This is a genomic window from Massilia oculi, assembly GCF_017582745.1.
Taxonomy (GTDB): domain Bacteria; phylum Pseudomonadota; class Gammaproteobacteria; order Burkholderiales; family Burkholderiaceae_D; genus Telluria; species Telluria oculi_A.
Genome location: NZ_JAFVIM010000005.1, coordinates 1 through 24,736, shown reverse-complemented (window position 1 = coordinate 24,736; position 24,736 = coordinate 1). Strand labels below are relative to the sequence as shown.

21 protein-coding genes are annotated in these 24,736 nt (G+C 65.0%); 15 read left to right on the top strand and 6 right to left on the bottom strand.

The window, feature by feature from the left end; all coding sequences use genetic code 11:
* Positions 1 to 9 precede the first annotated feature (9 nt).
* Entirely contained in the window at positions 10 to 1,218 is a 1,209-nt protein-coding gene (locus J3U95_RS07460) for an EAL domain-containing response regulator (protein WP_208277987.1), read from the top strand.
* Between the two features lie 439 nt (positions 1,219 to 1,657).
* Here J3U95_RS07460 and ppsR read toward each other — a convergent pair whose 3' ends face one another.
* Complete coding sequence (ppsR, locus tag J3U95_RS07455; RefSeq protein ID WP_208277986.1) at positions 1,658 to 2,506, bottom strand: posphoenolpyruvate synthetase regulatory kinase/phosphorylase PpsR; 849 nt, start codon at positions 2,504 to 2,506, stop codon at positions 1,658 to 1,660.
* 201 nt (positions 2,507 to 2,707) lie between these two features.
* On the opposite strand from ppsR, the gene ppsA reads away from it, so the two are divergent.
* The 4 genes from ppsA (at position 2,708) to J3U95_RS07435 (ending at position 7,496) form a co-directional block, all read left to right on the top strand.
* Positions 2,708 to 5,140 carry a phosphoenolpyruvate synthase gene (gene ppsA / locus J3U95_RS07450; protein ID WP_208277985.1) on the top strand — a complete coding sequence of 811 codons (2,433 nt, stop codon included), beginning with the start codon at positions 2,708 to 2,710 and terminating at the stop codon, positions 5,138 to 5,140.
* Positions 5,141 to 5,308: 168 nt separating this feature from the next.
* On the top strand, positions 5,309 to 5,737 hold the full coding sequence (locus J3U95_RS07445) for an NfeD family protein (RefSeq protein WP_208277984.1): 429 nt from the start codon (positions 5,309 to 5,311) through the stop codon (positions 5,735 to 5,737).
* Between the two features lie 32 nt (positions 5,738 to 5,769).
* Positions 5,770 to 6,690, top strand: coding sequence for an SPFH domain-containing protein (locus tag J3U95_RS07440; protein ID WP_208277983.1), 921 nt, complete (start codon positions 5,770 to 5,772; stop codon positions 6,688 to 6,690).
* The gene (locus tag J3U95_RS07435) at positions 6,687 to 7,496 is read left to right on the top strand and encodes an SDR family oxidoreductase (protein ID WP_208277982.1); all 810 of its coding nucleotides are present in this window, start codon (positions 6,687 to 6,689) and stop codon (positions 7,494 to 7,496) included. Before J3U95_RS07440 ends, J3U95_RS07435 begins: the two co-directional genes overlap by 4 nt.
* 3 nt (positions 7,497 to 7,499) lie before the next feature.
* On the opposite strand, the gene J3U95_RS07430 is transcribed toward J3U95_RS07435, so the two are convergent.
* Positions 7,500 to 9,692 carry a TonB-dependent receptor gene (locus J3U95_RS07430; RefSeq protein ID WP_208277981.1) on the bottom strand — a complete coding sequence of 731 codons (2,193 nt, stop codon included), beginning with the start codon at positions 9,690 to 9,692 and terminating at the stop codon, positions 7,500 to 7,502.
* A 121-nt stretch (positions 9,693 to 9,813) separates the two neighbouring features.
* Here J3U95_RS07430 and J3U95_RS07425 point away from each other — a divergent pair, with 121 nt between their 5' ends.
* The 3 genes from J3U95_RS07425 to J3U95_RS07415 all read left to right on the top strand — a co-directional run bounded on the left by J3U95_RS07425 (position 9,814) and on the right by J3U95_RS07415 (position 12,776).
* A complete protein-coding gene (locus tag J3U95_RS07425) occupies positions 9,814 to 10,998 on the top strand; it encodes a PepSY-associated TM helix domain-containing protein (RefSeq protein WP_208277980.1) in 1,185 nt (394 codons plus the stop codon).
* Positions 10,995 to 11,186 carry a hypothetical protein gene (locus J3U95_RS07420; RefSeq protein WP_208278246.1) on the top strand — a complete coding sequence of 64 codons (192 nt, stop codon included), beginning with the start codon at positions 10,995 to 10,997 and terminating at the stop codon, positions 11,184 to 11,186. Before J3U95_RS07425 ends, J3U95_RS07420 begins: the two co-directional genes overlap by 4 nt.
* Before the next feature lie 141 nt (positions 11,187 to 11,327).
* Positions 11,328 to 12,776 carry a Ppx/GppA phosphatase family protein gene (locus J3U95_RS07415; RefSeq protein ID WP_208277979.1) on the top strand — a complete coding sequence of 483 codons (1,449 nt, stop codon included), beginning with the start codon at positions 11,328 to 11,330 and terminating at the stop codon, positions 12,774 to 12,776.
* A gap of 60 nt (positions 12,777 to 12,836) precedes the next feature.
* On the opposite strand, the gene J3U95_RS07410 is transcribed toward J3U95_RS07415, so the two are convergent.
* Both J3U95_RS07410 and ppk1 read right to left on the bottom strand, forming a co-directional pair.
* Positions 12,837 to 13,295: a SixA phosphatase family protein gene (locus J3U95_RS07410; protein WP_208277978.1), complete on the bottom strand. Its 459-nt coding sequence runs from the start codon at positions 13,293 to 13,295 to the stop codon at positions 12,837 to 12,839.
* Positions 13,267 to 15,429 (bottom strand): polyphosphate kinase 1, encoded by a 2,163-nt coding sequence (gene ppk1, locus J3U95_RS07405; protein WP_208277977.1) that lies wholly within the window; start codon positions 15,427 to 15,429, stop codon positions 13,267 to 13,269. The genes J3U95_RS07410 and ppk1 overlap by 29 nt, the downstream gene beginning before the upstream one ends.
* A gap of 149 nt (positions 15,430 to 15,578) precedes the next feature.
* Between ppk1 and lepB the strand changes: the two genes are divergently transcribed.
* On the top strand, positions 15,579 to 16,253 hold the full coding sequence (gene lepB, locus J3U95_RS07400; RefSeq protein ID WP_208277976.1) for a signal peptidase I: 675 nt from the start codon (positions 15,579 to 15,581) through the stop codon (positions 16,251 to 16,253).
* 86 nt (positions 16,254 to 16,339) lie between these two features.
* On the top strand, positions 16,340 to 17,533 hold the full coding sequence (locus J3U95_RS07395; protein WP_208277975.1) for a multidrug effflux MFS transporter: 1,194 nt from the start codon (positions 16,340 to 16,342) through the stop codon (positions 17,531 to 17,533).
* A 151-nt stretch (positions 17,534 to 17,684) separates the two neighbouring features.
* Here J3U95_RS07395 and smpB read toward each other — a convergent pair whose 3' ends face one another.
* The gene (gene smpB / locus J3U95_RS07390) at positions 17,685 to 18,134 is read right to left on the bottom strand and encodes an SsrA-binding protein SmpB (protein ID WP_208277974.1); all 450 of its coding nucleotides are present in this window, start codon (positions 18,132 to 18,134) and stop codon (positions 17,685 to 17,687) included.
* Between the two features lie 95 nt (positions 18,135 to 18,229).
* Between smpB and J3U95_RS07385 the strand changes: the two genes are divergently transcribed.
* The 3 genes from J3U95_RS07385 (at position 18,230) to J3U95_RS28620 (ending at position 20,292) form a co-directional block, all read left to right on the top strand.
* Positions 18,230 to 18,661, top strand: a complete 432-nt coding sequence (locus J3U95_RS07385) for a type II toxin-antitoxin system RatA family toxin (protein WP_208277973.1) — start codon at positions 18,230 to 18,232, stop codon at positions 18,659 to 18,661.
* The gene (locus J3U95_RS07380) at positions 18,654 to 18,971 is read left to right on the top strand and encodes an RnfH family protein (protein WP_208277972.1); all 318 of its coding nucleotides are present in this window, start codon (positions 18,654 to 18,656) and stop codon (positions 18,969 to 18,971) included. The genes J3U95_RS07385 and J3U95_RS07380 overlap by 8 nt, the downstream gene beginning before the upstream one ends.
* 154 nt (positions 18,972 to 19,125) lie before the next feature.
* Positions 19,126 to 20,292, top strand: a complete 1,167-nt coding sequence (locus J3U95_RS28620) for a GGDEF domain-containing protein (RefSeq protein WP_208277971.1) — start codon at positions 19,126 to 19,128, stop codon at positions 20,290 to 20,292.
* On the opposite strand, the gene J3U95_RS07370 is transcribed toward J3U95_RS28620, so the two are convergent.
* A complete protein-coding gene (locus tag J3U95_RS07370; protein WP_208277970.1) occupies positions 20,264 to 20,764 on the bottom strand; it encodes a DUF4124 domain-containing protein in 501 nt (166 codons plus the stop codon). The two genes, J3U95_RS28620 and J3U95_RS07370, sit on opposite strands and share 29 nt — an antisense overlap.
* Positions 20,765 to 20,914: 150 nt before the next feature.
* On the opposite strand from J3U95_RS07370, the gene guaB reads away from it, so the two are divergent.
* Together guaB and guaA are read left to right on the top strand one after the other, a co-directional pair.
* Positions 20,915 to 22,375: an IMP dehydrogenase gene (gene guaB, locus J3U95_RS07365; RefSeq protein ID WP_208277969.1), complete on the top strand. Its 1,461-nt coding sequence runs from the start codon at positions 20,915 to 20,917 to the stop codon at positions 22,373 to 22,375.
* 155 nt (positions 22,376 to 22,530) lie between these two features.
* Positions 22,531 to 24,141 carry a glutamine-hydrolyzing GMP synthase gene (gene guaA / locus J3U95_RS07360; RefSeq protein WP_208277968.1) on the top strand — a complete coding sequence of 537 codons (1,611 nt, stop codon included), beginning with the start codon at positions 22,531 to 22,533 and terminating at the stop codon, positions 24,139 to 24,141.
* The last annotated feature ends 595 nt before the right edge of the window (positions 24,142 to 24,736 follow it).

Below are 24,736 nucleotides of genomic sequence, written 5' to 3'. Positions count from 1 at the left end.
GGAGCAACGATGGACATCGCGCATTTGCATTTTTTGGTGGCACAAGCCGACCCGGCCCAGCGCAGGGCGCTGGTGGACTTGCTGGGCCAGCTCGGCGCCAGCCGCGTCACCGAGGTGCCGGACGGGCATCTCGCGCTGCAGACCCTGGAGGCTGGCCTGGCGCCGGCGGTGAACGTCGCCATCATCGATCTCGCGCTGCCAGGCATGGATGGCCTGGAGCTGATCCGCAAGCTGGGAGAGATGCAGGTCGAGGCCCAGGCGCCGGCGCGCCTGGTGGTGACGGGCGCACAGCCCGCCGACCTGCTGTTCTCGGTCGAGACCCTGGCCCAGGCCTATGGCGTCGAGCTGCTGGGCGTGATCGCCAGGCCGGTCACCGCCGCCAAGCTGAAGCCGCTGCTCGACAACTACGCCCCGCTGGCGCGGCCGCCGCGCAAGCCGGGCGGCCCGCGCTTCACCTTCCAGCAGATCGGCATCGGCCTGCAGAAGCGCCAGTTCGAGCCCTTCTTCCAGCCGAAGATCGAGCTCGCGACCGGACAGGTAAAAGGCCTGGAAGCCTTCGCCCGCTGGCGGCACCCGGAGCACGGCGTGCTGGGCCCCGCATCCTTCATGGAAGCGCTGGAAGAAAGCGGCCGCATCGACTTCCTCGACTGGAGCATGATCGAGCTGTCGGTGGAGCGCTGCCGCTGGTTCCAGGAGCAGGGCATCCCGGTCCCGATCTCGCTGAACATCGCCCCCGAGACGCTGGCCCATCCGGCCTTCGTGCGCCAGATCGTGGCCTCGCTGGAGCGCCACAAGGTCCTGCCCGACTACATCACCTTCGAACTGCCGGAATCGTCGATCCTGAACACGAACCCCGATTTCATCGAACGCCTGGTCCGCCTGCGAATGATGGGCTTCGGCCTGGCCATCGACGACTACGGCACGGGAAGATCGAACCTGCAGTTGCTGGCGCGCATCCCCTTCACCGAACTGAAAATCGACCGCAGCTTCGTCGACGGCGCCTCGAAACGCCGCCCGCTGGGCACGGTCCTGCGCAGCTGCCTGAACCTGGCCCATAGCCTCGACCGCATGTCAGTCGCCGTCGGCGTCGAAACCCGCCAGGACTGGGACTTCCTCCAAAGCCTCGGCTGCACCTACGCCCAGGGCTACCACATCGCCAACCCCATGGAAGCCACCGCCTTCCCCACTTGGCTCGCCGACTGGCGCCAATTCTTCTAGCCCTCAATTAGGGTCAGAGTAAAATTATTGAGCAATTTCCCAAGTTCGGCCCGCAAATAAAGAGGGTCGGAGTCGAATTGTTGGCCAATTACTCAGCGGATAATTAGGGTCGGAGTCGAATTAACGGCTCAGCCGTCAATGTTGTCAAACAATTCGACTCCGACCCTATTTAGTTTTTGGGTGATATAGCGCTAACACGTGGAGGTGTTCGTCCTCTGCGGAATCTTATTTCCCGACTGCTCGGCCGACGGTGCTCAAACTGCCGAAAATAATTAGGGTCAGAGTAGAATTGCTGAGCAATTCCTCAAAGTTGTCAAACAATTCGACTCCGACCCTAATTAATGTGCACGAGCTTTCAGGCAAGTAGAGGCTGGCTTGTGCAGAATAAATGTGCGCACAAAAATCTTTCCTGATAATTCGACACTGACCCTAATGGGAGTCAGTACTCGCGGCGGTCGGGTTTGATTTCCTGGAGGATGGTGGTGGCGATTTCTTCGATGGATTTCGTCGTCGACGAAAGCCAGCGGATGCCTTCGCGGCGCATCAGTTGCTCGGCCTCGTTGACTTCGTAGCGGCAGTTTTCCAATGAGGCGTATTTGCTCCCGGCGCGGCGCTCGTTGCGGATCTGAGTCAGGCGCTCGGGGGCAATCGTCAGGCCGAAGCACTTATCCTTGAAGGGGGGGAGCGAGCTGGGGAGTTTGCCCCGTTCGAAGTCGTCTGGGATCAGCGGATAGTTTGCGGCTTTCAGGCCGTATTGCATCGCCAGGTACAGGCTCGTCGGCGTTTTGCCGGAACGCGAGACGCCGACCAGGATCACGTCGGCTTCCGCCAGGTTCTTGTGCGACTGGCCGTCGTCGTGCGCCAGCGAGAAATTGATCGCTTCGATGCGGTTCTTGTATTCCTCGGTGTCCACCGCATTGTGGATGCGCCCGATCGTGTGCGTCGATTTGACGTCCAGCTCCTGCTCGAGCGGCGCGACGAAGGTCTGGAACAGGTCCATGTGCATGCCGTTCGCCGAGCGGATCACGCTCGACAGGTCGTGCTTCACCAGCGTCGAGAAAACGATCGGCCGCTGGCCGTGCAGCGCGAAGCTTTCGTTGATGCGGCGCGCGGCGTCGTGCGCCTTCTCGATCGAATCCACGAACGGCAGGCGGATCTGGCGGAAACGCAGGTCGAACTGGCTCAACACGGCGTGACCGAAGGTCTCCGCCGTGATGCCGGTGCCGTCGGAAACGAAGAAGACGGTGCGCGAAGCGGTGACTGGAGGAGGCAGGGAATCGTCGGTCATGATGGCTGGATCGGTATGCTTTGCTGACAAAGTTGCATCAAAAGTGCGCTGCACTTCACCCTGCCGCGGGGTAAAATGCTCGGCAACGGGTTTTGCATTGTGCTGCACGCGGGCCAGAATAACAAGAACACGTCAAGACGCCCCCGCTTCCCGGCACCGATGCGCCAACAGCTTTCCATCATCAAGTAAGGGTGTTTTATCATGACTAACCTAGCTACTCCAGCATTGAAGCCCGACGAGGCTAACCGCGTCTACGTGGCCTCGTTCGAGGACTTGCGCATGACCGACGTCGAGTCGGTCGGCGGCAAGAACGCCTCGCTCGGCGAGATGATCAGCCAGCTGGCCACCGCCGGCGTGCGCGTGCCGACCGGCTTCGCCACCACCGCCGACGCCTTCCGCGACTTCCTCGACCACAGCGCCGACGGCGGCCCATCGCTGGGCCAGCGCATCGCGACCCGCCTCGAGAACCTGGACGTCGACGATGTGCGCTCGCTGGCCGCCGCCGGCGCCGAGATCCGCGGCTGGATCGTCGAGACCCCGTTCCAGCCACGCCTTGAACAGGAAATCCGTTCGTTCTACGAGCGCCTGGTCGCCGGCTCGGAAACCGAAGTCTCGTTCGCCGTGCGTTCCTCGGCCACCGCCGAAGACCTGCCGGATGCCTCCTTCGCCGGCCAGCAGGAGTCGTTCCTGAACGTGGTCGGCATCGACAACGTGTTAGAGGCGATGAAGCACGTCTTCGCCTCGCTCTACAACGACCGCGCGATCTCCTACCGCGTGCACAAGGGCTTCACCCACGCCGAGGTCGCGCTGTCGGCCGGCGTGCAGCGCATGGTGCGTTCCGACACCGGCGCCTCGGGCGTGATGTTCACCATCGATACCGAATCGGGCTTCAAGGACGTGGTGTTCATCACCTCGAGCTACGGCCTGGGCGAGACCGTGGTGCAGGGCGCGGTCAATCCCGACGAGTTCTACGTCCACAAGCCGATGCTGGCACAGGGCAAGTCGGCCGTCATCCGCCGCAATATTGGCTCCAAGCTGATCAAGATGGAGTTCACCAACGAGGCCAAGGCCGGCCGCTCGGTCAAGACCGTCGACGTGCCGATCGAGCTGCGCAACCGCTATTCGCTGGTCGAGGAAGAGGTCATCGAGCTGGCCAAGTACGCGATGATCATCGAGAGCCACTACGGCCGTCCGATGGACATCGAGTGGGGCAAGGATGGCCGCGACGGCAAGCTGTACATCCTGCAGGCGCGTCCCGAGACCGTGAAGTCGCAGCAGAAAGCCACCGACGCCCAGCAGCGCTTCCAGCTCAAGGGTACCGGCACCGTGCTGACCCACGGCCGCGCGATCGGCCAGAAGATCGGCGCCGGCCCGGTGCGCGTCATCACCGACCCATCGGAGATGGAACGCGTGCAGCCGGGCGACGTGCTGGTGGCCGACATGACCGACCCGAACTGGGAACCCGTGATGAAGCGCGCATCGGCGATCGTCACCAACCGCGGCGGCCGCACCTGCCACGCGGCGATCATCGCGCGTGAGCTGGGCGTGCCGGCGGTGGTCGGCTGCGGCGACGCGACCGACGTGCTCAAGGACGGCACCCTGGTCACCGTGTCCTGCGCCGAAGGCGACGAAGGCATGATCTACGACGGCCTGCTGGAAACCGAGGTCACCGAAGTCTCGCGCGGCGAACTGCCGCCGATCAAGACCAAGATCATGCTCAACGTCGGCAACCCGCAGCTGGCCTTCGATTTCCAGTCGGTGCCCAACAACGGCGTCGGCCTGGCCCGGCTCGAGTTCATCATCAACAACAATATCGGCGTGCACCCGAAGGCCATCCTCGAGTACCCGAACATCGACGCCGACCTGAAAAAAGCGGTGGAGTCGGTGGCCCGCGGCCACGCCTCGCCGCGCGCCTTCTACGTCGACAAGCTGGTCGAGGGCGTAGCCACCATCGCCGCCGCCTTCTGGCCGAAGTCGGTGATCGTGCGCCTGTCCGACTTCAAGTCGAACGAGTACAAGAAGCTGATCGGCGGCTCGCGCTACGAGCCGGACGAAGAGAACCCGATGCTGGGCTTCCGCGGCGCCGCGCGCTACCTGGCCGATGACTTCGCCGAATCGTTCGCGATGGAGTGCGCGGCCATGAAACGCGTGCGCAACGAGATGGGCCTGACCAACGTCGAGCTGATGGTGCCGTTCGTGCGCACCCTGGGCCAGGCCGAGAAAGTCGTCGACCTGCTGGCCAAGAACGGCCTCAAACGCGGCGAGAACGGCCTGCGCCTGATCATGATGTGCGAAGTGCCGTCCAACGCCATCCTGGCCGAGCAGTTCCTCGAGTACTTCGACGGCTTCTCGATCGGCTCCAACGACCTGACCCAGCTCACCCTGGGCCTGGACCGCGACTCCGGCATGGAGCTCCTGGCCAAGGACTTCGACGAGCGCGACCCGGCCGTCAAGGCGATGCTGTCGCTGGCAATCAAGGCCTGCCTCAAGCAGGGCAAGTACGTAGGCATCTGCGGCCAGGGGCCATCGGACAATCCGGACTTCGCCCAGTGGCTGGTGGAAGAGGGCATCGAGTCGATGTCGCTCAACCCGGACTCGGTGATCGAAACCTGGCAGAAGCTGGCCAAGGCCTGATCCCCGACATTCCCCATCGAGGGCCGCCGGTGCTACACTGGCGGGAATGATCGCTTTCCAAGCCCTCAAGATTGACCGCCGCAGCCCACCGCGCGGTCATGCAAACCCTCGCTACCCACTCCGGGTAGCGGGGGTTTTTTCATTCCATGACAAGAAGGAGACCCTGACATGTCCGACTGGACGTACTGGCTGATTGGGGCCGGCGTGCTGATCGTGGCCGAGCTGTTCATCGGCACGTTCTACCTCCTGATGATCGCGATCGGCCTCTTGTCCGGCGCCATCGTCGCCTGGCTCGGCGCCAGCGGCCCGCTGCAGACGCTGGTGGCGGCCGTCGTCGGCATCGGCGCCACCATGGTGCTGCGCCGCACCCGCTACGCGCGGCCAGGGCGCGGCAAGGCCGCAAACGACCCCAGCATCAACCTCGACATCGGCCAGCGCGTCACCGTGCCGCAGTGGCAGGAGCGGCGCGCGCGCGTGATGTACCGCGGCGCGCTGTGGGACGTCGAGCTGCGCGCCGGCCTGGAACCGGAGCCGGGCGACTTCGAGATCGTCGAAGTCCAGGGTAACCGCCTGATCGTCGCCCGCCGCCAGGCCTGAACAAGAACAACCCACAACAAGAAGGGATGCACATGGAACTGTCTTTCAGCGTGGTCGCGATCGTGATCTTCGCCATCGCCCTGGTCTTCGTGTTCAAGACCATCAATGTGGTGCCGCAGCAGAACGCCTGGGTGGTCGAACGTCTCGGCAAGTACCACGCCACCCTGGCCCCCGGCCTGAACATCGTGGTGCCCTTCGTCGATCGCGTCGCCTACAAGCACAGCCTGAAGGAGATCCCGCTCGACGTGCCGCCCCAGGTCTGCATCACGCGCGACAACACCCAATTGCACGTGGACGGCATCCTGTACTTCCAGGTGACCGACGCCATGCGCGCGTCCTACGGCTCGTCGAACTACATCCAGGCCATCACGCAACTAGCCCAGACCACCTTGCGCTCGGTGATCGGCCGCATGGAGCTCGACAAGACCTTCGAAGAGCGCGACCTGATCAACACCCACATCGTGAACGCGATCGACGAGTCGGCCGCCAACTGGGGCGTCAAGGTGCTGCGCTACGAGATCAAGGACCTGACGCCGCCAGCCGAGATCCTGCTGGCGATGCAGGCCCAGATCACGGCCGAGCGCGAGAAGCGCGCACTGATCGCGGCCTCGGAAGGCCGGCGCCAGGAACAGATCAACATCGCCAGCGGCGAGCGCGAGGCGGCCATCGCGCGCTCCGAGGGCGAGAAGCAGGCCGAGATCAACCGCGCCATGGGCGAGGCGGCCGCCATCGTGGCGCTGGCCGACGCCAGCGCAGCGGCCCTGCGCCAGGTGGGCGAGGCGATCTCCTCACCGGGCGGCATGGACGCGGTCAGCCTGCGCGTGGCCGAGCACTACGTGGACGCGTTCGCGAACCTGGCCAAGACCAACAACACCCTGATCGTGCCGGCCAACCTGGGCGACATGAGCACCGTGATCGCCAGCGCGCTGCAGATCGTGAAGGCGCAAAAATGAGCCGGGTCATCGTCATCACCGGCGGGTCGGACGGCATCGGCGCCGAGATGGCGCGCCAGCTCGCGGCCCGGCACGGCGCCGGAATAAAACTCGTGCTGGCCGCGCGCAACCAGGGCCCGCTCGACCTGGTCGCCGGCCAGTGCCAGGCGCTCGGCGCCGAGACGCTCACGGTGGCCTTCGACGCCGGCCGCCAGGACGATTGCCTGCGCCTGATCGCGCAGACGATCGAACGTTTTGGTGGCATCGACGTCCTGGTCAACAATGCCGGCCGTTCGGCGCACGCCCTGTTCGAAGAGGTCGAGAGCCTGGCCTGGTACGAAGAGCTGATGCGCGTGAACCTGTGGGGCAGCGTGTGGTGCACCCAGGCCGCGCTGGCGCAGCTGAAGGCGAGCCGCGGCGCCATCGTGGCCGTGTCGTCGCTGGCCGGCCTGGTCGGAGTGCCGGGACGCACCGCCTATTGCGCCACCAAGTTCGCGATGAGCGGCTTCTTCGAGGCGCTGCGGGTGGAGCTGAAGGAGGCGGGCGTCAGCGTGACCACGGCCTATCCGGGCGTGGTGGCCACGCGGATTCGCTACCGCGGCTTTAACGCGAAAGGTGAGGAAGCCGGCGCCAGCGCGCTCAAGGAAGAGAAGGCGATGCCGGTGGAGGAATGCGCACGCCTGATCGTCAAGGCGATGGAAAATCGCGAGCGCGAGGTCGTGATGACCGCGCAGGGCAGGATCGGGCGCTGGCTCAAGCTGATCGCGCCCGGGGTGGTCGACAGGATGGCGCTGGCTGCCGTGAAGGACGACCTGCGCCTGCGGTGAAACTTAAAAACCGACCGTCGCCGACACCACCACGCTGCGCGGCGCCGCCAGCACCAGGTAGCCCGCGCCCGGATAGCCGCCGGCCGAGGCCCAGTAGTTCTTGTCCGTGACGTTGTCCACGCGCGCGCGCAGGGTCAGGTCGCGGTCCATGAAGCGGGTGTTCCAGGTCGCGCCCAGGTCCAGGCGGGTCCACGACGGCAGTTTCTGCAGGTTGGCGCCATCGGCATACTGCTTCGAGGTGTACACGGTGCGCGCGTTCAGCGACAGGCCGTCCACGCCTGGCACGTCCCAGTCGGCGCCGATGTTCAGCTGCGTCTGCGGCACGCCGATCGCGTCCTTGCCCTGGTTGACGCCGCCGGCCGTCACGCGCTGCTCAGCGTCGATCAGGGTCAGGCCGCCCAGCAGCTTCAGGCCGCGCACCGGGGTGCCGAATACCGACAGCTCGAGGCCGCGGTTGCGCTGTTCTCCGAATACGCCGAACACGCGGTTTTCGACGTAGGCGCTCGGCTGGCTGGTCGAGAACACGGCGGCGCTCAAGCCGTAGCGGCCGCTGTCGTATTTGACGCCGGCTTCGCGCTGGCGCGCGACGTAGGGCGCGAAGATCTCGCCCTGGTTGACGATGTCGATGCCCGAGGCGACCGGGCCGCGCTGCAGGCCTTCGCTGTAGTTGGCATACACCGACAGGTCCTTGCGCGGCTTGTAGACGATGGCGGCGAACGGCGTGTTCTTGTTCGACTCGTAGCCCGAATTCTCCAGCCCGGTGTTGTAGTCGTAGCCGAAGTCCTTGATGCGCTGGTGGCGCAGGCCGACATTGACCAGTACCTTGTCGTCCATGAACGACATGGTGTCGGCGATCGCCAGGCCCGACAGGATGGTCTTCGAGGTCACCAGCGGATCGTTCATGTCGCCGCCGGTGAAGAAGGCCGACGACGGCGCCGCGACGTCGCGCGGACGGTACAGGTTCGACGCGAAGCCGGCGAAATCGGACATGCCGTAGGCGTTGCGCGACTTGGAGTGGAAACCGGACGCCGAAGCGCTCAGGACGTGCTTGACGAAGCCGGTGCGCAGCGAACCGCGCACGCCCACTTCGCCGGTGCGCACCTGGTCCTTGCGGATATTGTCGAAGCGGCTCATGGTCGCGTCGCCATTGACGGCGTTGACATCGATGCCCGCCAGGATGTTGAATTCCTGGCCGTTGCGCAGGCCGGCGGCGGCCCAGGCCACCGCGTCGGCGCCCAGGTCGACTTCGGCGCGTACGGTGCCGAAGGTGTGGCGTTCGTTCGAGACGGTCCATGGCTGGGCGAAGTTGTGGCTTGAATCCGGCGCCGCGATCATCGGCAGGCCAGGCGCCAGGTCCACGCTCGGACGGGCATTGCTCAACTGGTGGTCCTGCGCGCCGACGTCGGCCGACAGGCGGTAGCCGCGGCCGCGGTAATCCACGCCGATCGAATACACGGAGAGTTCGCGTTCCTCGCGGTCGACCGCGGTGTCGCCGTTGCGGTGCGCGACGTTGACGCGCACGCCGGCGCGGCCTTCCTCGCCGAAGCGGCGGCCCAGGTCGATGGCGCCGTAGCCCTGGCCGCCGGTCTCGACGCCCACGGTCACTTCGCTCAATTCCTGGTTCGGCGCGCGCTTCGGCAGGATGTTGATCGAGCCGCCGATGCTGCCGCCGGCCGGCGCCGCGCCGTTGATGAAGCTGTGCGCGCCGCGCAGCACCTCGACCCGCTCCATCAGCTCGGTCGCCACAAACTGGCGCGGCAGCAGGCCGTACAGGCCGTTGTAGGCCGTGTCGTCCGAGCCGACCGCGAATCCGCGGATCATGTACAGCTCCTGGTAGTTGCCGAAGCCGCGCGCCACCCGCACCGATGGGTCGTTCTGCACCACGTCGGCCACGCTGCGCGCCTGCTGGTCCTGGATCAGCGCATGGGTGTAGTTGGTGCTGTTGAACGGGGTGTCCATGATGTCGACGTTGCCCAGCAAGCCCAGGCGGCCGCCGCGCGCCACCTGGCCGCCGGCATAGGCGGCCGGCAGCCCCTGGGCCGAGGCGTCGGCCGAGGCGGTCACGACCACGGTCGCGACGTTCTCGTCGGTTTTTGGCTCGGCTTGCTGGGCGAACGCGGTGCTGGAGGCGAGGAGGGCGGCGGCCAGCGCGGCCGGGGTCGGGCTCAGTTTCAAGGTCAGGCGCAGGGTGTTCATGTGTCTTGCTCTTCTTATGCGTTAGAAGTAACGCGCATTCTATGCCTCATGCTTGATTATGTAAATGAGAACGATTATTATTCATGGTCTGTATCTCTAGCTATAATGCATACCCAATAACATGTCACCCGTTTCCCTGCGCCGCTGGGGCTGGATCCACAAGTGGTCCAGCCTGGTCTGCACCGTCTTCATGCTGCTGCTGTGCCTGACCGGCTTGCCGCTCATCTATCACCACGAGATCGGCCACCTGCTGGGCAACGAGGTCGAACCGCCGACCCTGTCGCAGCCGACGCCGATGGGCAACGTCGACGCCGTGATCGCCTCGGCCAAGGAGCTGTACCCGACCAAGAAGCCGATGTTCATCTCGCAAGAGGCGGACGTGCCCGAGATCTGGAACGTCACCCTGGCCGACCACATGCACGACCACGACTACAAGCCGATCGCGGTCGATGCGCGCACCACCAAGGTGATCGTCGAGCCGGCCTTCGAAGGCGGCGTGTTCATGTCGACCATGCTGGCGCTGCACGTCGACCTGTTCATGGGCCTGGCCGGCCAACTCTTCTTGGGGTTGATGGCCCTGTTGCTTCTGGTTGCGATCATCAGCGGCGCGGTCCTGTACTCGCCCTTCATGCGCAAGCTCGATTTCGGCACCGTGCGCAAGGAAAAGAGCAGCCGCCTCAAATGGCTCGACATGCACAACCTTCTGGGCATCGTCACGCTCACCTGGCTGTTCGTGGTCGGCGGTACCGGCATGATCAATACCTGGGCCGACCTGATGCTCAAGTATTACCAGCACAATGAGCTGGGCCAGATCCTGGCCCAGTACAAGGACAAGGCGCCGCAGCCGCATACCGCCTCGGTGCACGACGCGATCGAAAAGGCGAAGGAGCGGTTGCCGGGCATGCGGGTCGCGTTCGTGGCCTTCCCGGGCACCGACTTCAGCAGCGCCCACCACTACGGCATCTTCATGAACGGCAACGAGCCGTTCAGCTCGCGCATGTACCAGCCGGTGCTGGTCGACGCCCATACCGGCGAGCTGACCGACGCGCCCGAACTGCCGTGGTACCTGAAGGCGCTGCTGGTGTCGCAGCCGCTGCACTTCGGCGACTACGGCGGCCAGTGGATGAAATTCCTGTGGGCGGTGCTCGACATCGCGACCATCGTGATCCTGGTGACGGGCCTGTACCTGTGGGTCAAGCGCGGCAAGACCGCCAACGCGTCGGCCAAGGCCGCGGCCCTGGACCAGCACGCGCCGGCCCGTGGTCACGAGGCGCCGGCGCTGGCGCGCGAAGGAGGCGCATCGTGAGCAAAACTCCCATGCAAATCTGGGGCGCGCCGATCGTGCTCGCCATCCTCACCACCATCGGCCTGATTTCGGCCCTGCTGGGCGACGGCATCTGGGACGCCCTGTCCGCCGTCACGCTCGGCATTCCCTGCCTGGTCGGCGCCTGGTACTGCCTGCGCCGCGCACCGAGCGCCCGCCAGCACCGCTGATCGGACCGCGCCGCGCAACATCCGGGGCACTTTTCGTGTGCCGGGGTTGGTGGCGGCCCGTGCCACGCTGTATACTTGACGCCTATCGATCCCGCGCAGCATGAGCTGGCCGCGGGATTCGTCCATTTTCGAAAGGACCTCATGTTTGCAGCCGTCGACCTCGGGTCCAACAGCTTCCGCCTGCACATCGGCGAGCCGCTCGGCGCCCGCATGCACATCGTGCGCACCGCGCGCGATCCGATCCGCCTGGCAGCGGGGCTCGACAGCAACAACATGCTCACCGAGGCGGCGATGCGCGGCGCCATCGCCTGCCTGCACGACTTCCGCAAGATCCTCGACGAATACCACCTCGACGCCGTGCGGGTGGTCGCCACCAACACCATGCGCGTGGCGAACAACGCCGACCAACTGCTGCCGCAGCTCGAGGCGGCGATCGGCTACCCGATCGAGATCATCTCGGGCGAGGAAGAAGGCCGCCTGATCTACATGGGCGTGACGCGCGCCATCGAGCGCCAGGACGAGCGGCGGCTGGTGATCGACATCGGCGGCGGCTCGACCGAGGTCATCGCCGGCACCGGGGCCGAGATCCACCTGGTCGAGTCGTTCGGCATCGGCACCCAGCCGCAGACCCGGGCGTATTTCCCGGATGGCCGCATCACCGCGCGCGCATTCGATGCCGCCGTCACCGCAGCGCGCGCCCGCTTCGAGGACGCCGCCTCGCTCTACCACGCCCAGGGCTGGGATGCCGCCTACGGTTCGTCCGGCACCATGCGCGCCATCTCGGAAGTCATCGGCCGCAATGCGATCGGCGACGGCACGGTGTCGCAGGCCAGCCTGCATGCCTTGCGCGACATCCTGATCGAGCTGGGCCACGTGGACGCGTTCGCGCTGCAAGGCGTCAAGCGCGACCGGGTGCCGGTGATGGTGGGCGGCCTGACGGTGCTCATCGGCGCCATGCAGGAGCTGAAGGTCGAGCGCCTGCACGCGGTCAATGCCGGGCTGCGCCTGGGCGTGCTGTCCGACCTCGAGCTGCGCGCCAACCGGCGCGACCGGCGCGACGCCGCGATCCGCTCCTGCATGCAGCGCTTCCGGGTCGACACCCAGCGCGCGCTGCGCACCTGCGGCATCGCGACCCTGCTGTACGAACGCCTGCAGCCGCAGGCCGACAGCCAGCCGCACTACCTGGCCTGGAGCGCCATGCTGCACGAGATCGGCCTGGCCATCTCGATGAGCGGGGCCCACAAGCACGGCGCCTACATCGTCGAGCATGCAGACCTGGGCGGCTTCACTACGCGCGAGCAGCGCCTGCTGGCAACCCTGGTGCTGGGCCAGAAGGGCAATCTGCGCAAGATTCGCGACGCGCTGCTCGATCCCGACCTGGCCAAGGCGGTGCTGGCGCTGCGCCTGGCGGTGGTGTTCATGCATGCGCGCGCCGACAACGACATCGGCGGCCTGCGCCTGCGCATGAAGGGCAAGATCGAGATCGACCTGCCCCCGGAACTGCTGGCGCGGCATCCGACGCTGGCGCCGTGGTTCGAGAAGGAAGAGTGCAGCTGGAACGAGGTGGGGGTCGCGTTCCAGGCGAAGTAAATCAGTCGTCGTTGCCGCCCGGCGAGGGCGGGAACGACGTGCTGGAGGACGTGGCGCCGTTCAGCGCAATTTGCCAATCACATCCGGCCCCGCCACCAGGCGGATATACGGCACCCCATCCGCCTCCTTGTGTTCGATCCAGAACACCCCCGCCTTGCGGATGCGCCAAGCCTGCTTGTTCCCGCACAGCACCATCGACGCGACTTGACCCAGCAGCGGCTGGTGGCCGACGATCAGCGCCGGCTGGCGGTGGTCGGGCCAGCCGCAGGCCGCGATGATCGCTTCCGCGCTCGATTCGGTGTTCAGCGCCTCGACCACTTCGTAGCGGCGTCCCAGCGCCTCGACGGTCTGGATGCAGCGCGTGGCGGGGCTCACCAGGATGCGGCAGGCAGGCGGCAGCTTGCGATCCAGCCAGGCGCCCATGCGCGCGGCGTGGCGTTGGCCCTTGGGCGTCAGTTCGCGCCGGGCGTCCGGCTCTCCCGGCTCGGCCTCAGCGTGGCGCCACAGGATCAGTTCCATTGTCGATCTCCTTGTCGTTGGTATCGTTGTTGAGGCTGGCCGCGCCCAGCAGGTCCATCAGCGCCTGCTGGGCGCTGTAGCGCTGCTGCTTGCCGCGCGCCTTGCGGCGGCGGTAGCGGCCGTCCGGTGCCAGCTCCCAGGCATTGACGTTGTCCTTCAGGTAGGGGTGCAGGCCCTCGCGCATCACGCGCCGCTTGAGCGGCGTTGAGCGGATCGGGAATGCCACTTCGACCCGGCGGAACAGGTTCCGGTTCATCCAGTCCGCGCTGCTGAGCACCACGTCGTGCTTCAGGTCGTTGCGGAAGTAAAAGATCCGGGTGTGCTCCAGGAAGCGGCCGACGATCGAGCGCACCTTGATGTTGTCGGACAGTCCGTCCACGCCAGGGCGCAGGGAACAGGCGCCGCGCACGATGAGGTCGATCTTGACCCCGGCCTGCGAGGCCTCGTACAGCGCCTTGATCACCGACTCGTCGGTGAGCGAATTCATCTTGGCGATGATGCGGCCCGGCCGGCCCTGGCGTGCGATGTCCGCCTCCTGGCGGATGGCGCGCACGATCTCCTTCTGCAGCGAGAACGGCGCCAGCCAGATGCTCGACAGCTGCTTGGGCCGGGTCATGCTGGTGAGGTGGATGAAGACCTCGTTGACGTCGGCGGTGAGCTCGGCATCGGCCGTCAGCAGGCCCATATCGGTATAGAACTTGGCGGTGGTCGGATTGTAGTTGCCGGTGCCGAGGTGGGCGTAGCGGCGCAGTCCATTGGGTTCGCGGCGCAGCACCAGGGCCATCTTGGCATGGGTCTTGAGGCCCACCACGCCATACACCACCTGGGCCCCGGCCTGCTCGAGCTTCTCGGCCCAGTTGATGTTGGCTTCCTCGTCGAAGCGCGCCATCAGCTCGACGATGACGGTGACTTCCTTGCCGCGCCGCGCGGCCGCGATCAGGGCGTCGACCAGCTCCGAATTGCTGCCGGCGCGGTAGATCGTCTGCTTGATCGCCACCACGTTGGGGTCGGCCGCCGCACATTGGATGAAGTTGATCACCGGCTGGAACGATTCGAACGGATGGTGGAGCAATGCGTCGTGCTTGCGCAGCGCGGCGAACAGGTCGGGGCCGGACAGCTTGTTCGGGTAGCCCGCGACATAGGGCGGGAAGGTCAGGTCGGGGCGGTCGTTGCCGTTGACGATTTCCAGCAGGCGGCTCAGGTTGACCGGCCCGTCGACCTTGAACAGCCGGCTGCGGTCGATCTGGAACTGGTTGAGCAGGAAGTCCGACAGGTGCTCGGGGCAGGAGCGGCCCACCTCGAGCCGCACCGCGAAGCCGTACTGGCGGCTGTGCAGCTCGCTCTGCAGGGCCTGGCGCAGGTTCTTGACCTCTTCTTCGTCGACCCACAGGTCGCTGTTGCGGGTGACGCGGAACTGCGAGTACGAGACCACTTCGCGGCCAGTGAACAGGTCGGCCATATGGGCCTGGATCACCGACGACAGCATGCAGTAGGAGGCGCCTTTCTTGTCCGAGAGCTCGTCCGGCAGCCGGATCACGCGCGGCAGCACGCGCGGCGCCTTCATGATCGCGATGCCCGAGCCGCGCCCGAAGGCGTCCTTGCCGGCGAGTTCCACGATGAAGTTCAGGCTCTTGTTGACCACCCGCGGGAAGGGATGGGCCGGATCGAGGCCGATCGGCGTGAGCAGGGGACGCACCTCGCGGTCGAAATACTGCTTGACCCAGGCGCGCTGGGCGGCGTTGCGCTCGCTGCGGTGCAGCAGGTGGATGCCGTGCTCGGACAGTTGCGGCTGGATCTCGGTGTTGAACAGGCTGTACTGGCGCGCGATCAGGTGGCGGCATTCGGCGCTGGCGCGTTCCAGGTTGGCGGCCAGGCCGTCTGGCAGGGCGCCGCTCTCGCGGTCCATCTGGTACTGGGCCAGCAGGCTGGCCACCCGCACTTCGAAGAATTCATCCAGGTTGCTCGCCACGATGCACAGGAAGCGCAGGCGCTCGAGCAGGGGAATCGACGGGTCTTCGGCCTGGGCCAGCACGCGGCGGTTGAATTCGAGCAGCGACAGCTCGCGGTTCAGGTAGGCGCCGCCATCGGAAAATTGTTTGAGCTCAGCCTCGGTGGCCTTTTTTTTCATGTCCATATTCTGCGGTCGTAGTCGTCCCGCAGGCAGTGTAGATGTCAAATATGACAGCGCGGTGACACTCGCACTGCCGTTGTCTTAACGAACTGCTAAGCCTTCGTCGGGAGGCGGCGGCTATGCTTGGCGCTCCATTCACCGAGGAGTCGTCCATGAAAAACTTCGTCCGCGCCAACAAGGGCTTCCTGATGTTCATGCTGTTGTTCGGCGTGTTTCGCAGCGCGGTCGCCGACTGGAGCCCGATCCCGAGCGGTTCGATGCGCCCCAATCTGCTCGAGGGCGACGTGGTCCTGATCAACCGCATGGCCTTCGACCTCAAGATACCACTGACGCAGCACAGCGTGGCGCACCTGGGCGAGCCGGCGCGCGGCGACATGGTCGTGTTCCATTCGCCGGACGACGACATCCGCCTGATCAAGCGCGTGCTGGCCGTGCCGGGCGACCTGGTCGAGATGCGCAACGACCGCCTGTTCGTCAATGGCGAAGGCGCCAGTTATGCGGTGCTGGGCGAGGCGCGCGAGCGCAGCCGCGGCATCGAGGTGGGCGCCATCCGCATGGAAGAGCGGGTGGCCGGCACGCGCCAGCGCATCCAGGTCTTGCCGGGCGTTCCGGCGCCGCGCAGCTTCGAGTCAGTGCGCATCCCAGCCGGCCAGTACCTGATGTTGGGCGACAACCGCAACGACAGCGCCGATTCGCGCGTGATCGGCCTGGTGCCGCGCGAGAAGCTGATCGGGCGCGCCGAACGGATCCTGGTCTCGGCGGCCTACCAGGAAAACTGGATGCCGCGCCTGGACCGCTTCGGTATGTCGTTGCGTGAGGATCGGTGAAGATCGGCGGGATCGAAATAGCGTACAATCGCGTCCCCCCAACGCCGCATCCTGCGGTGTTGGCAATGATCCCGAAAGCGTAGTACATGCAAAAGCTCCTCACCGTCATCCTCGCCTGCCTCGGCATGATCGGCGCCCTGGCCATCGACACCTATCTGCCGTCGATGCCGGCGATCGGCGTCGAATTCGGGGTCGGCCCGGTGGCCGTGCAGCAGACCCTGAGCGTGTTCCTGTTCACGTTCGCCTTCATGATGCTGTTTTACGGGACCCTGTCCGATTCCTTCGGCCGCCGGCCCGTGATCCTGGCCGCGCTATCCGTCTACACGCTGGCCTCGATCGGCGCGGCCTGGGCGCCGAGCTTCGGCTGGCTGCTGGTGTTCCGCGCGCTGCAGGGCCTGTCGGCCGGCGCCGGCTCGGTGATCGGCCAGGCCATCGTGCAGGACCGTTTTTCGGGCCCGCAAGCCCAGCGCATGATGTCGCACATCATGATGGTGTTCGGCCTGGCGCCGGCCATCGCCCCGATCCTGGGCGGCTGGCTGCACGTGACCTTCGGCTGGCGGTCGTCCTTCGTGTTCCTGGCCGTGTTCGGCGCGGCGATGATCCTGCTGGTCATGAAGCTGCTGCCGGAAAGCCTGCCCGTTGACAGGCGCCAGGCCTTCCACCCCGGCACCATCGGTCGCAACTACCTGATGGTGCTGCGCAATCCGCAATTCGTGTTCCTGGCGTTGTCGGTGGGCCTGGCCTTCAGCGGCCTGTCGCTGTACATCGGTTCGGCCTCGAACTTCGTGATGGAGATCCTCGGCCTGCCCGAGACGGCGTTCGCGTGGATGTTCATCCCGCTGGTGGGCGGCATGGTGGTGGGCTCGGCCTGGGGCGGCAAGCGCGCCCACAGCTCGACGCCTGGCGGCATGATGTGGACCGGCTATGCCGTGATGTCGCTGGGCGTGTTGCTCAACGTCGGTTATCACGGGCTGTTCCCGGCCAGCGTGCCATGGTCGGTGCTGCCGCTGTTCGTCTATACCTTCGGCCTGGCGGTGGCGATGCCGGCGGTGCAGCTGACCGCGATGGGCCTGTTCCCGCGCAACCGCGGCCTGGCCTCGTCGATGGTCGGCTTCATCCAGATGATGTCGTTCGCGCTGGTGTCGGGACTGGTGGCGCCGCTGCTGTTCGACAGCGCCCTGAAATTGGGGCTGGGCGTGGCGGGCGGCCTGCTGCTGAGCTTTGGCGCCTGGCGCATGTCGGTTCGCAGCGCGGTGGCGCCGAAGGTGCAGGAGGCTTGAGGCGCGTTGCAGCCATCGTTTGCCGCGTTACCACCGTCGCTCCCGCGAAGGCGGGAGCCCAAGTCACTCAATAAACCCGCTAAGTCGAACGAAGTGGTGCTGCATGCGACCTTAGACTCCCGCCTTCGCGTGAGCGACGGGCTTGCTGTCGTCAGCGGCGGTTGGTCTTCATCGCCTGGTTGACTTCGCGCTTGGCGTCGCGGTCCTTCTCGGTCGCGCGCTTGTCGTGATGCTTCTTGCCCTTGGCCAGGCCGATCTCGCACTTCACGCGGCCTTTCTTCATGTGCAGGTTGAGCGGCACCAGCGTGAAGCCGGCGCGCTCGACCTTGCCAATGAGCTTGTCGATCTCGGCACGGTGCAGCAGCAGCTTGCGCGAGCGCAGCGCTTCCGGGTGGCTGAAGGTGGAAGTCGTCGTCAACGCGCTGACGTGCGCGCCGAACAGGTATAGCTCGCCATTGCGGACGAGCACATAGGCTCCCTTGATCTGCACCCGCCCTTCGCGGATGGCTTTTACTTCCCAACCCTCCAGCACCAGGCCCGCTTCGTAGCGGTCTTCGATGAAGTAGTCAAAAAATGCTTTTTTATTGTCAGCGATGCTCATGAAAAGGCGAAAATTCGCGTGTCGGTTAAACTACTGCCATTGCGTCAACGAATGACGCATGCAACTTGACCAACATCATAACAAACGGTTGACCAATGGCAGTAGTGCACAAATCAGTTTTCCTTGGCTATAGCGCAGAACAGATGTTCGACCTGGTTGCCAAGGTCGAGGATTATCCCAAGTTCCTGCCCTGGTGTGCAGGCGTTAAGGTCGTCGAGCGGACCGACGACAAGCTGGTCGCCAGCCTGCAGATCAATTTTCACGGCGTGAAGCAGAGCTTCACGACAGCGAACCACAACCAGCGCCCGACCCAGATGAAGATGCACCTGGTCGACGGTCCTTTCAAGATGCTGGAGGCGACGTGGAGTTTCAAGGCCCTGCGTGAAGATGCCTGCAAGATCGACTTCGACATGCAGTACGAGTTCTCGAGCGTCATCCTGGCCCAGATCGTCGGCCCTGTGTTCGGCATGATCGCCAACAGCATGGTCGACTCGTTCTGCAAGCGCGCCGAGGCGCTGTATGGCTGAGATGCTGGGTATTTCGGTCTGCTATGCCAGCGACAAGGTCGAATGGCTGCACCCCATGCAGGTCGCGGCGGGCACGACCATCGGCGAGGCGATCGAGCGCAGCGGCGTGCTGGAATCCTTCCCGGACATCAACCTGACCACGCAGCCGGTTGGCATCTACGCCAAGAAGAAGACGCTGGACACGGTGCTGCGCGAGCGCGACCGCATCGAGATCTACCGACCGTTGGTGGCCGATCCAAAGGAGTCGCGCCGCAAGCGCGCGGCCAGGAAAGAGCGCAACTCGCCCGACACGGCAGGCGAGGGCGCCTAGCAACCGGAGGAGGCATGTCAGTCTTGCTTGTTGCACAACTGCAATAATTGGATAGATTTCTCAGGGTTTCTTGGTATCATGTCGGCATCCCGTCTTGCCGCCCGCCGCCCGCCTTATTGCTGTGCCGATGTTGAATGCCCTGAGTCTGATATTAGTGACCACCGCCTTGTCGGGAGTCATGCTGCTGGTCCTGTCCTCGCTCGCCAAGAGCGAGGTGGCGGGCATCCGCGAGTGGCGACGGGCGAACCTGCTGGCGGTGGTGGCGCTGCTGCTGTTCGCCGGGCGGGGATTCATTCCCGAGTTCCTGACCATCGAGGTCGCCAACGTGCTCTATATGGGCACGATCACCCTGGGCTATGCGGGCTTTCGCCGCTTCCTGGGACGTTCCGTCCCGTGGCGCTGGCTGGCCGGCGGCGCGTTGCCCGCCATCGCCGCGCTCGTCTTCTTCCACCACGTCATCGAATCGGCGCCGCTGCGCATCGTGGCAATGTCGCTCTACCATGGCGCGGTCTGTTTCGCGATCGGCTTCACCCTGCGCGGGACGGTGGAGCCGCGCCTGCGCTATTCGTTCACCTTCACCCGCAGCGCCGCCCTGGTGCTGGGCGTCGGCCACGCCTGGCGCGGGACCTTCTACGTCATCGATGCCTACCAGCCTTACTCGCTGCTCGAGGCGAGCACCTATAACCTGGTGTTCTTCGCGATCGGCACCCTGGCGCTGCCGGCGCTGACCCTGGGCGCCGTGATGATGGCCAACGCGCGTCTGATCGCCGCCAGCACGCACGCCGCCGACCATGACCACCTGACCGGGGCCGCCTCGCGCCGCGCCTTCTTTGCCTTCGCTAAACGCGAACTGGCGCGGGCAGAGCGCCGCGGCAGCGGTCTCGGCCTGCTGCTGGTGGACGCCGACCACTTCAAGCGCATCAACGACACCCATGGCCACGGGGTCGGCGACCAGGTGTTGCGCGACCTCGTCGAGCGAACCCAGCAGGTGATCCGCAAGATCGACTACTGCGCGCGCCTGGGCGGCGAAGAGTTCGCGGTGCTGCTGCCCGACGCCGACGACGGCACGGTGCTCGCGGTGGCGCAGCGCCTGCGCGCCGCGCTCGAACGCGGGCCGCAGGGGGGAGCGGGCGCGGCCGGCGTGCCCTATACCGTCAGCATCGGCGTGGCCATGCTGCAGCCGGGCGAAGACATCACGAGCCTGATGGCGCGCGCCGATACGGCCCTGTATGCGGCCAAGGCGGGCGGACGCAACCGCGTGGAGGCGGCGCCCGAGCCGGCCCTGGAGCGGATCAGCGGCACTCCTGCAGTGCGCGCCTGACCTGCTCGCTGCGCGCGGCTTTTTCTTCGTCGCTCATATAGGTTTTTTCGCCATCCGGTCCGATCCGCGCGACGCGGATGCCCGAGGCCAGATTGGCCTGCGTCTCGCGGGCCGCCGCGCAATGCTCGGCCAGGCGCCGGCGGCGCTCGGCTTCTTCCTGGCTCTTCTGTTCCTGCTCCGCACGCGCCTTGCTGCGCTCGCGGAAGGCGGCTTCCTGCTCGGCCAGGGTGGGTGGCGTGGCGGCGGCCTTGCTTTCGGCCCGCGTCTCGGCTGGAGTTTCCGAAGCGGTCGACGGTTCCAGCGCCGGGCGGCCGGGCGACTTGAGGACCTTGCTGGCCGGCGTGCCGGGCGGCGGCGGGCGGTCGGAATACTGGCGCGTGCCGTTGGGGCCGATCCAGACATACTGGGCATGGGCGGCGGTGGCGGCGAAGAGGAGCAGGGCGCCAATGGCGTGTCTGGAAAGAAGAGGCATGAAATGGTTCCTGGATGAACGCGTCGATTTCGCCATGTCCTGGCTCGGCTGTCAATTGCCGGGCGCATCATGCAAAAGAAATTTTGGCCTCCCCGGCGACGGAAATTGAGAGTTTCTGTATAATTTGCTTTTGCGCCTATAGGAAATACTATGCGTCTCCTCCAAAAAGCACTCACCTTCGATGACGTGCTGCTCGTCCCCGCTTACTCCAATATTCTTCCGGCTGCAACTTCGCTCCGCACCAAGTTGACGCGTAATATTTCGCTGAACATCCCGCTGCTGTCGGCGGCGATGGACACCGTGACCGAAGCGAATCTCGCGATCGCGATGGCGCAAGAGGGCGGCATCGGCATCATCCACAAGAACCTGCGCCCGGCCGACCAGGCGCGCGAAGTGGCGCGGGTGAAGCGTTTCGAAGCCGGCGTGCTGCGCGACCCGATCACGATCCCGCCGACCATGAAGATCCGTGAAGTGCTGGCGCTCTCGCAGCAGCACGGCATCAGCGGCTTCCCGGTGGTCGAGGGCAGCCAGGTGGTGGGCATCATCACCAACCGCGACCTGCGTTTCGAGGAAGACCTGGAGGCCGAGGCGCGCGCCAAGATGACGCCGCGCGACAAGCTGGTGACCGTGAAGGAGGACGCGGACACTGCCGAAGCCAAACGCCTGATGAACAAGCACCGCCTGGAGCGCGTGCTGGTGGTCAACGACAACTTCGAGCTGCGCGGCCTGATCACCGTGAAGGACATCCAGAAGTCGCACGAGCACCCGCTGGCCTCGAAGGATTCGCAGGGCAAGCTGCTGGTCGGCGCCGCCACCGGCGTGGGCCCGCGCGACGAAGAGCGCATCGAGCTGCTGGTCGCCGCCGGCGTGGACGTGCTGGTGGTCGACACCGCCCACGGTCACTCGCAAGGCATCCTGGACCGCGTGAAATGGATCAAGGAGCGCTTCCCGCACGTGGATGTCATCGGCGGCAACATCGCCACCGCCGCCGCCGCACTGGCGCTGGTGGAAGCGGGCGCCGATGCGGTCAAGGTCGGCATCGGCCCCGGCTCGATCTGCACCACCCGTATCGTCGCCGGCGTCGGCGTGCCGCAGATTACCGCGATCTCCAATGTGGCTAAAGCATTGGAAGGCACCGGCGTGCCGTGCATCGCCGACGGCGGCATCCGCTTCTCGGGCGACATCTCGAAAGCGCTGGCAGCCGGCGCCCACACGGTCATGATGGGTTCGATGTTCGCCGGCACCGAAGAAGCGCCGGGCGAGGTGATCCTGTACCAGGGCCGCAGCTACAAATCCTACCGTGGCATGGGCAGCCTGGGCGCGATGGCCGACGGTTCGGCCGACCGCTATTTCCAGGAAGCTTCGGCCAAGGCCGACAAATTCGTCCCGGAAGGCATCGAAGGCCGTGTCGCCTACAAGGGCAGCGTGCTGGCGATCATCTTCCAGCTGATCGGCGGCGTGCGCCAGTCGATGGGCTACTGCGGTTGCGCCACCATCGAAGAGCTGCGCGAGAAGGCGGAGTTCGTCGAGATCACCTCGGCCGGCATGCGCGAATCGCATGTGCACGACGTGCAGATCACCAAGGAAGCGCCGAACTACCGTTCGGAGTAAGCCATACCGCGCGGTCGCCTGGCGGCCGCCTGTAGGGTGGACAGCTCTGCCGTCCACGCGTTCAACCATCACTCGCATTGCCTGGACGCGTGGAAGGCGGAGCCTTCCACCCTACCGAATTCCTCTCCACGAATTCCTCACCATAGACGCATCCCATGCATTCCAAAATCCTCATCCTCGATTTCGGTTCCCAGGTTACCCAGCTGATCGCGCGCCGCGTGCGCGACGCCGGCGTGTTCTCCGAAGTCTTCCCCTATGACGTCAGCGACGAGTTCGTCCGCGAGTACGGCGCTTCGGGCATCATCCTGTCGGGCAGCCACAACTCGACGCTCGAAGGCGACTCGCCGCGCGCGCCGCAGGCGGTGTTCGAAGCCGGCGTGCCGGTGCTGGGCATCTGCTACGGCATGCAGACCATGGCGGCCCAGCTGGGCGGCAAGGTCGAGAACGGCCTGAAGCGCGAGTTCGGCTACGCCGAAGTGCGCGCCCGCAATCACACCGCGCTGCTGAACGGCATCAACGACTTCGTGACCGACGAAGGCCACGGCATGCTGAAGGTCTGGATGAGCCACGGCGACAAGGTCCTGGACATGCCGGAAGGCTTCAAGCTGATGGGTTCGACCGACAGCTGCCCGATCGCGGCGATGGCCGACGAAGAGCGCCGCTTCTACGCGCTGCAATTCCACCCGGAAGTCACCCACACGACCCAGGGCGAAGCCATCATCGGCCGTTTCGTGCACGAGATCTGCGGTTGCAAGTCGGACTGGAACATGCCCGACTATATCGGCGAAGCCGTCGCCAAGATCCGCGAACAGGTCGGCACCGACGAGGTGATCCTCGGCCTGTCGGGCGGCGTCGACTCGAGCGTGGCCGCCGCGCTGATCCACCGCGCGATCGGCGACCAGCTGACCTGCGTGTTCGTCGACCACGGCCTGCTGCGCAAGGACGAAGGCAAGATGGTCATGGACATGTTCTCCAAGAACCTGGGCGTGAAAGTCATCCGCATCGATGCCGAAGCGCAGTTCATGGGCCACCTGGCCGGCGTGACCGATCCGGAGCAGAAGCGCAAGATCATTGGCCGCGAATTCGTCGAGGTGTTCCAGGTCGAAGCGGGCAAGCTGACCAATGCCAAGTGGCTGGCGCAGGGCACGATCTATCCGGACGTGATCGAGTCGGCCGGCAAGGGCAAGAAGGGCCAGACCATCAAGAGCCACCACAATGTGGGCGGATTGCCGGAGACCCTGAACCTCAAATTGCTCGAGCCGCTGCGCGAGCTGTTCAAGGATGAGGTGCGCAAACTCGGCGTGGCGCTGGGGCTGCCGCATGACATGGTGTATCGTCATCCGTTCCCGGGTCCTGGCCTGGGCGTACGCATCCTTGGCGAGGTGAAGAAGGAGTATGCCGACCTGCTGCGCGAGGCGGATGCGATCTTCATCGAAGAGCTGCGCAATACGCCGTTCGAAGTGCCGCATGTGCCGGGGATCGACGCGGGCAAGGCGCCGGTGAATTGGTATGAGGCGACCAGCCAGGCGTTTGCGGTGTTCCTGCCGGTGAAATCGGTGGGGGTGATGGGCGACGGCCGTACTTATGAGTACGTGGTTGCGCTGCGCGCGGTACAGACGCTGGACTTCATGACGGCGCAGTGGGCGCATTTGCCGCATGCGCTGTTGGGCAAGGTGTCAAATCGGATCATCAATGAGGTGCGTGGGCTGAACCGTGTCGTGTATGACATTTCGGGCAAGCCGCCGGCGACGATTGAGTGGGAGTGACCGAGGTTCTCTTAGCAGCTGATTTTTAAGGCAGGATCCAGAAAGCCGTTGACCTTTCTAACCGAATAGTCAACGGCTTTCTTTTTTTATTTTGTTCGAAAGCTATCGCGGCCTTCGCCGGACGACATTTCGTAGCGGGGCGGCGCGACCATGGGCACCACCTAATTCTCTCAGTTGCAGTTCTTCCCACGACGGGTTGCCAGCCATAGTGTGGGGATAGTGGAATGTTTGCACTTTCGCCACGATGTTGTAAGGACTACACACTGCAGCGCTTTTCACAATTATTTTTCTTTCGGGAGATTTAACAGTTCTCCTGTTCCTTTTTCCCTCTACATGATGTTGGGGTGCTTTACGCCGACATCTGGGTACACAGTTAACATTTAAGAGGGAATTGGTGAGTAACCAACGATTTCTATATGCTACCGTTGGCGGTCGCCTGAACTCTTCGTGAGCATACCGCGCAGAGCAGGATGGTAATCCCCCCATTTTTAGAGCACGCTAAAAGTAGAGGTTAAGCGGCGAGCGCCAATTTCTGTTTTGGCGTAATACCGCCGAGCGCCATGTTAGGCCGGTCGTGATTGTAGGTCCACAACCA

What these genes read in the sequence shown, in the direction of transcription:
- J3U95_RS07385 (WP_208277973.1), top strand. Translation starts at nt 18,230, where the DNA reads ATGGCAGTAGTGCACAAATCAGTTTTCCTTGGCTATAGCGCAGAACAG.
- J3U95_RS07415 (WP_208277979.1), top strand. Translation starts at nt 11,328, where the DNA reads ATGTTTGCAGCCGTCGACCTCGGGTCCAACAGCTTCCGCCTGCACATC.
- J3U95_RS07395 (WP_208277975.1), top strand. Translation starts at nt 16,340, where the DNA reads ATGCAAAAGCTCCTCACCGTCATCCTCGCCTGCCTCGGCATGATCGGC.
- J3U95_RS07380 (WP_208277972.1), top strand. Translation starts at nt 18,654, where the DNA reads ATGGCTGAGATGCTGGGTATTTCGGTCTGCTATGCCAGCGACAAGGTC.
- J3U95_RS07430 (WP_208277981.1), bottom strand. Translation starts at nt 9,692, where the DNA reads ATGAACACCCTGCGCCTGACCTTGAAACTGAGCCCGACCCCGGCCGCG.
- lepB (WP_208277976.1), top strand. Translation starts at nt 15,579, where the DNA reads ATGAAAAACTTCGTCCGCGCCAACAAGGGCTTCCTGATGTTCATGCTG.
- smpB (WP_208277974.1), bottom strand. Translation starts at nt 18,134, where the DNA reads ATGAGCATCGCTGACAATAAAAAAGCATTTTTTGACTACTTCATCGAA.
- ppsR (WP_208277986.1), bottom strand. Translation starts at nt 2,506, where the DNA reads ATGACCGACGATTCCCTGCCTCCTCCAGTCACCGCTTCGCGCACCGTC.
- J3U95_RS07440 (WP_208277983.1), top strand. Translation starts at nt 5,770, where the DNA reads ATGGAACTGTCTTTCAGCGTGGTCGCGATCGTGATCTTCGCCATCGCC.
- J3U95_RS07425 (WP_208277980.1), top strand. Translation starts at nt 9,814, where the DNA reads ATGTCACCCGTTTCCCTGCGCCGCTGGGGCTGGATCCACAAGTGGTCC.
- J3U95_RS07460 (WP_208277987.1), top strand. Translation starts at nt 10, where the DNA reads ATGGACATCGCGCATTTGCATTTTTTGGTGGCACAAGCCGACCCGGCC.
- ppsA (WP_208277985.1), top strand. Translation starts at nt 2,708, where the DNA reads ATGACTAACCTAGCTACTCCAGCATTGAAGCCCGACGAGGCTAACCGC.
- guaB (WP_208277969.1), top strand. Translation starts at nt 20,915, where the DNA reads ATGCGTCTCCTCCAAAAAGCACTCACCTTCGATGACGTGCTGCTCGTC.
- J3U95_RS07370 (WP_208277970.1), bottom strand. Translation starts at nt 20,764, where the DNA reads ATGCCTCTTCTTTCCAGACACGCCATTGGCGCCCTGCTCCTCTTCGCC.
- ppk1 (WP_208277977.1), bottom strand. Translation starts at nt 15,429, where the DNA reads ATGGACATGAAAAAAAAGGCCACCGAGGCTGAGCTCAAACAATTTTCC.
- J3U95_RS07435 (WP_208277982.1), top strand. Translation starts at nt 6,687, where the DNA reads ATGAGCCGGGTCATCGTCATCACCGGCGGGTCGGACGGCATCGGCGCC.
- guaA (WP_208277968.1), top strand. Translation starts at nt 22,531, where the DNA reads ATGCATTCCAAAATCCTCATCCTCGATTTCGGTTCCCAGGTTACCCAG.
- J3U95_RS07445 (WP_208277984.1), top strand. Translation starts at nt 5,309, where the DNA reads ATGTCCGACTGGACGTACTGGCTGATTGGGGCCGGCGTGCTGATCGTG.
- J3U95_RS07410 (WP_208277978.1), bottom strand. Translation starts at nt 13,295, where the DNA reads ATGGAACTGATCCTGTGGCGCCACGCTGAGGCCGAGCCGGGAGAGCCG.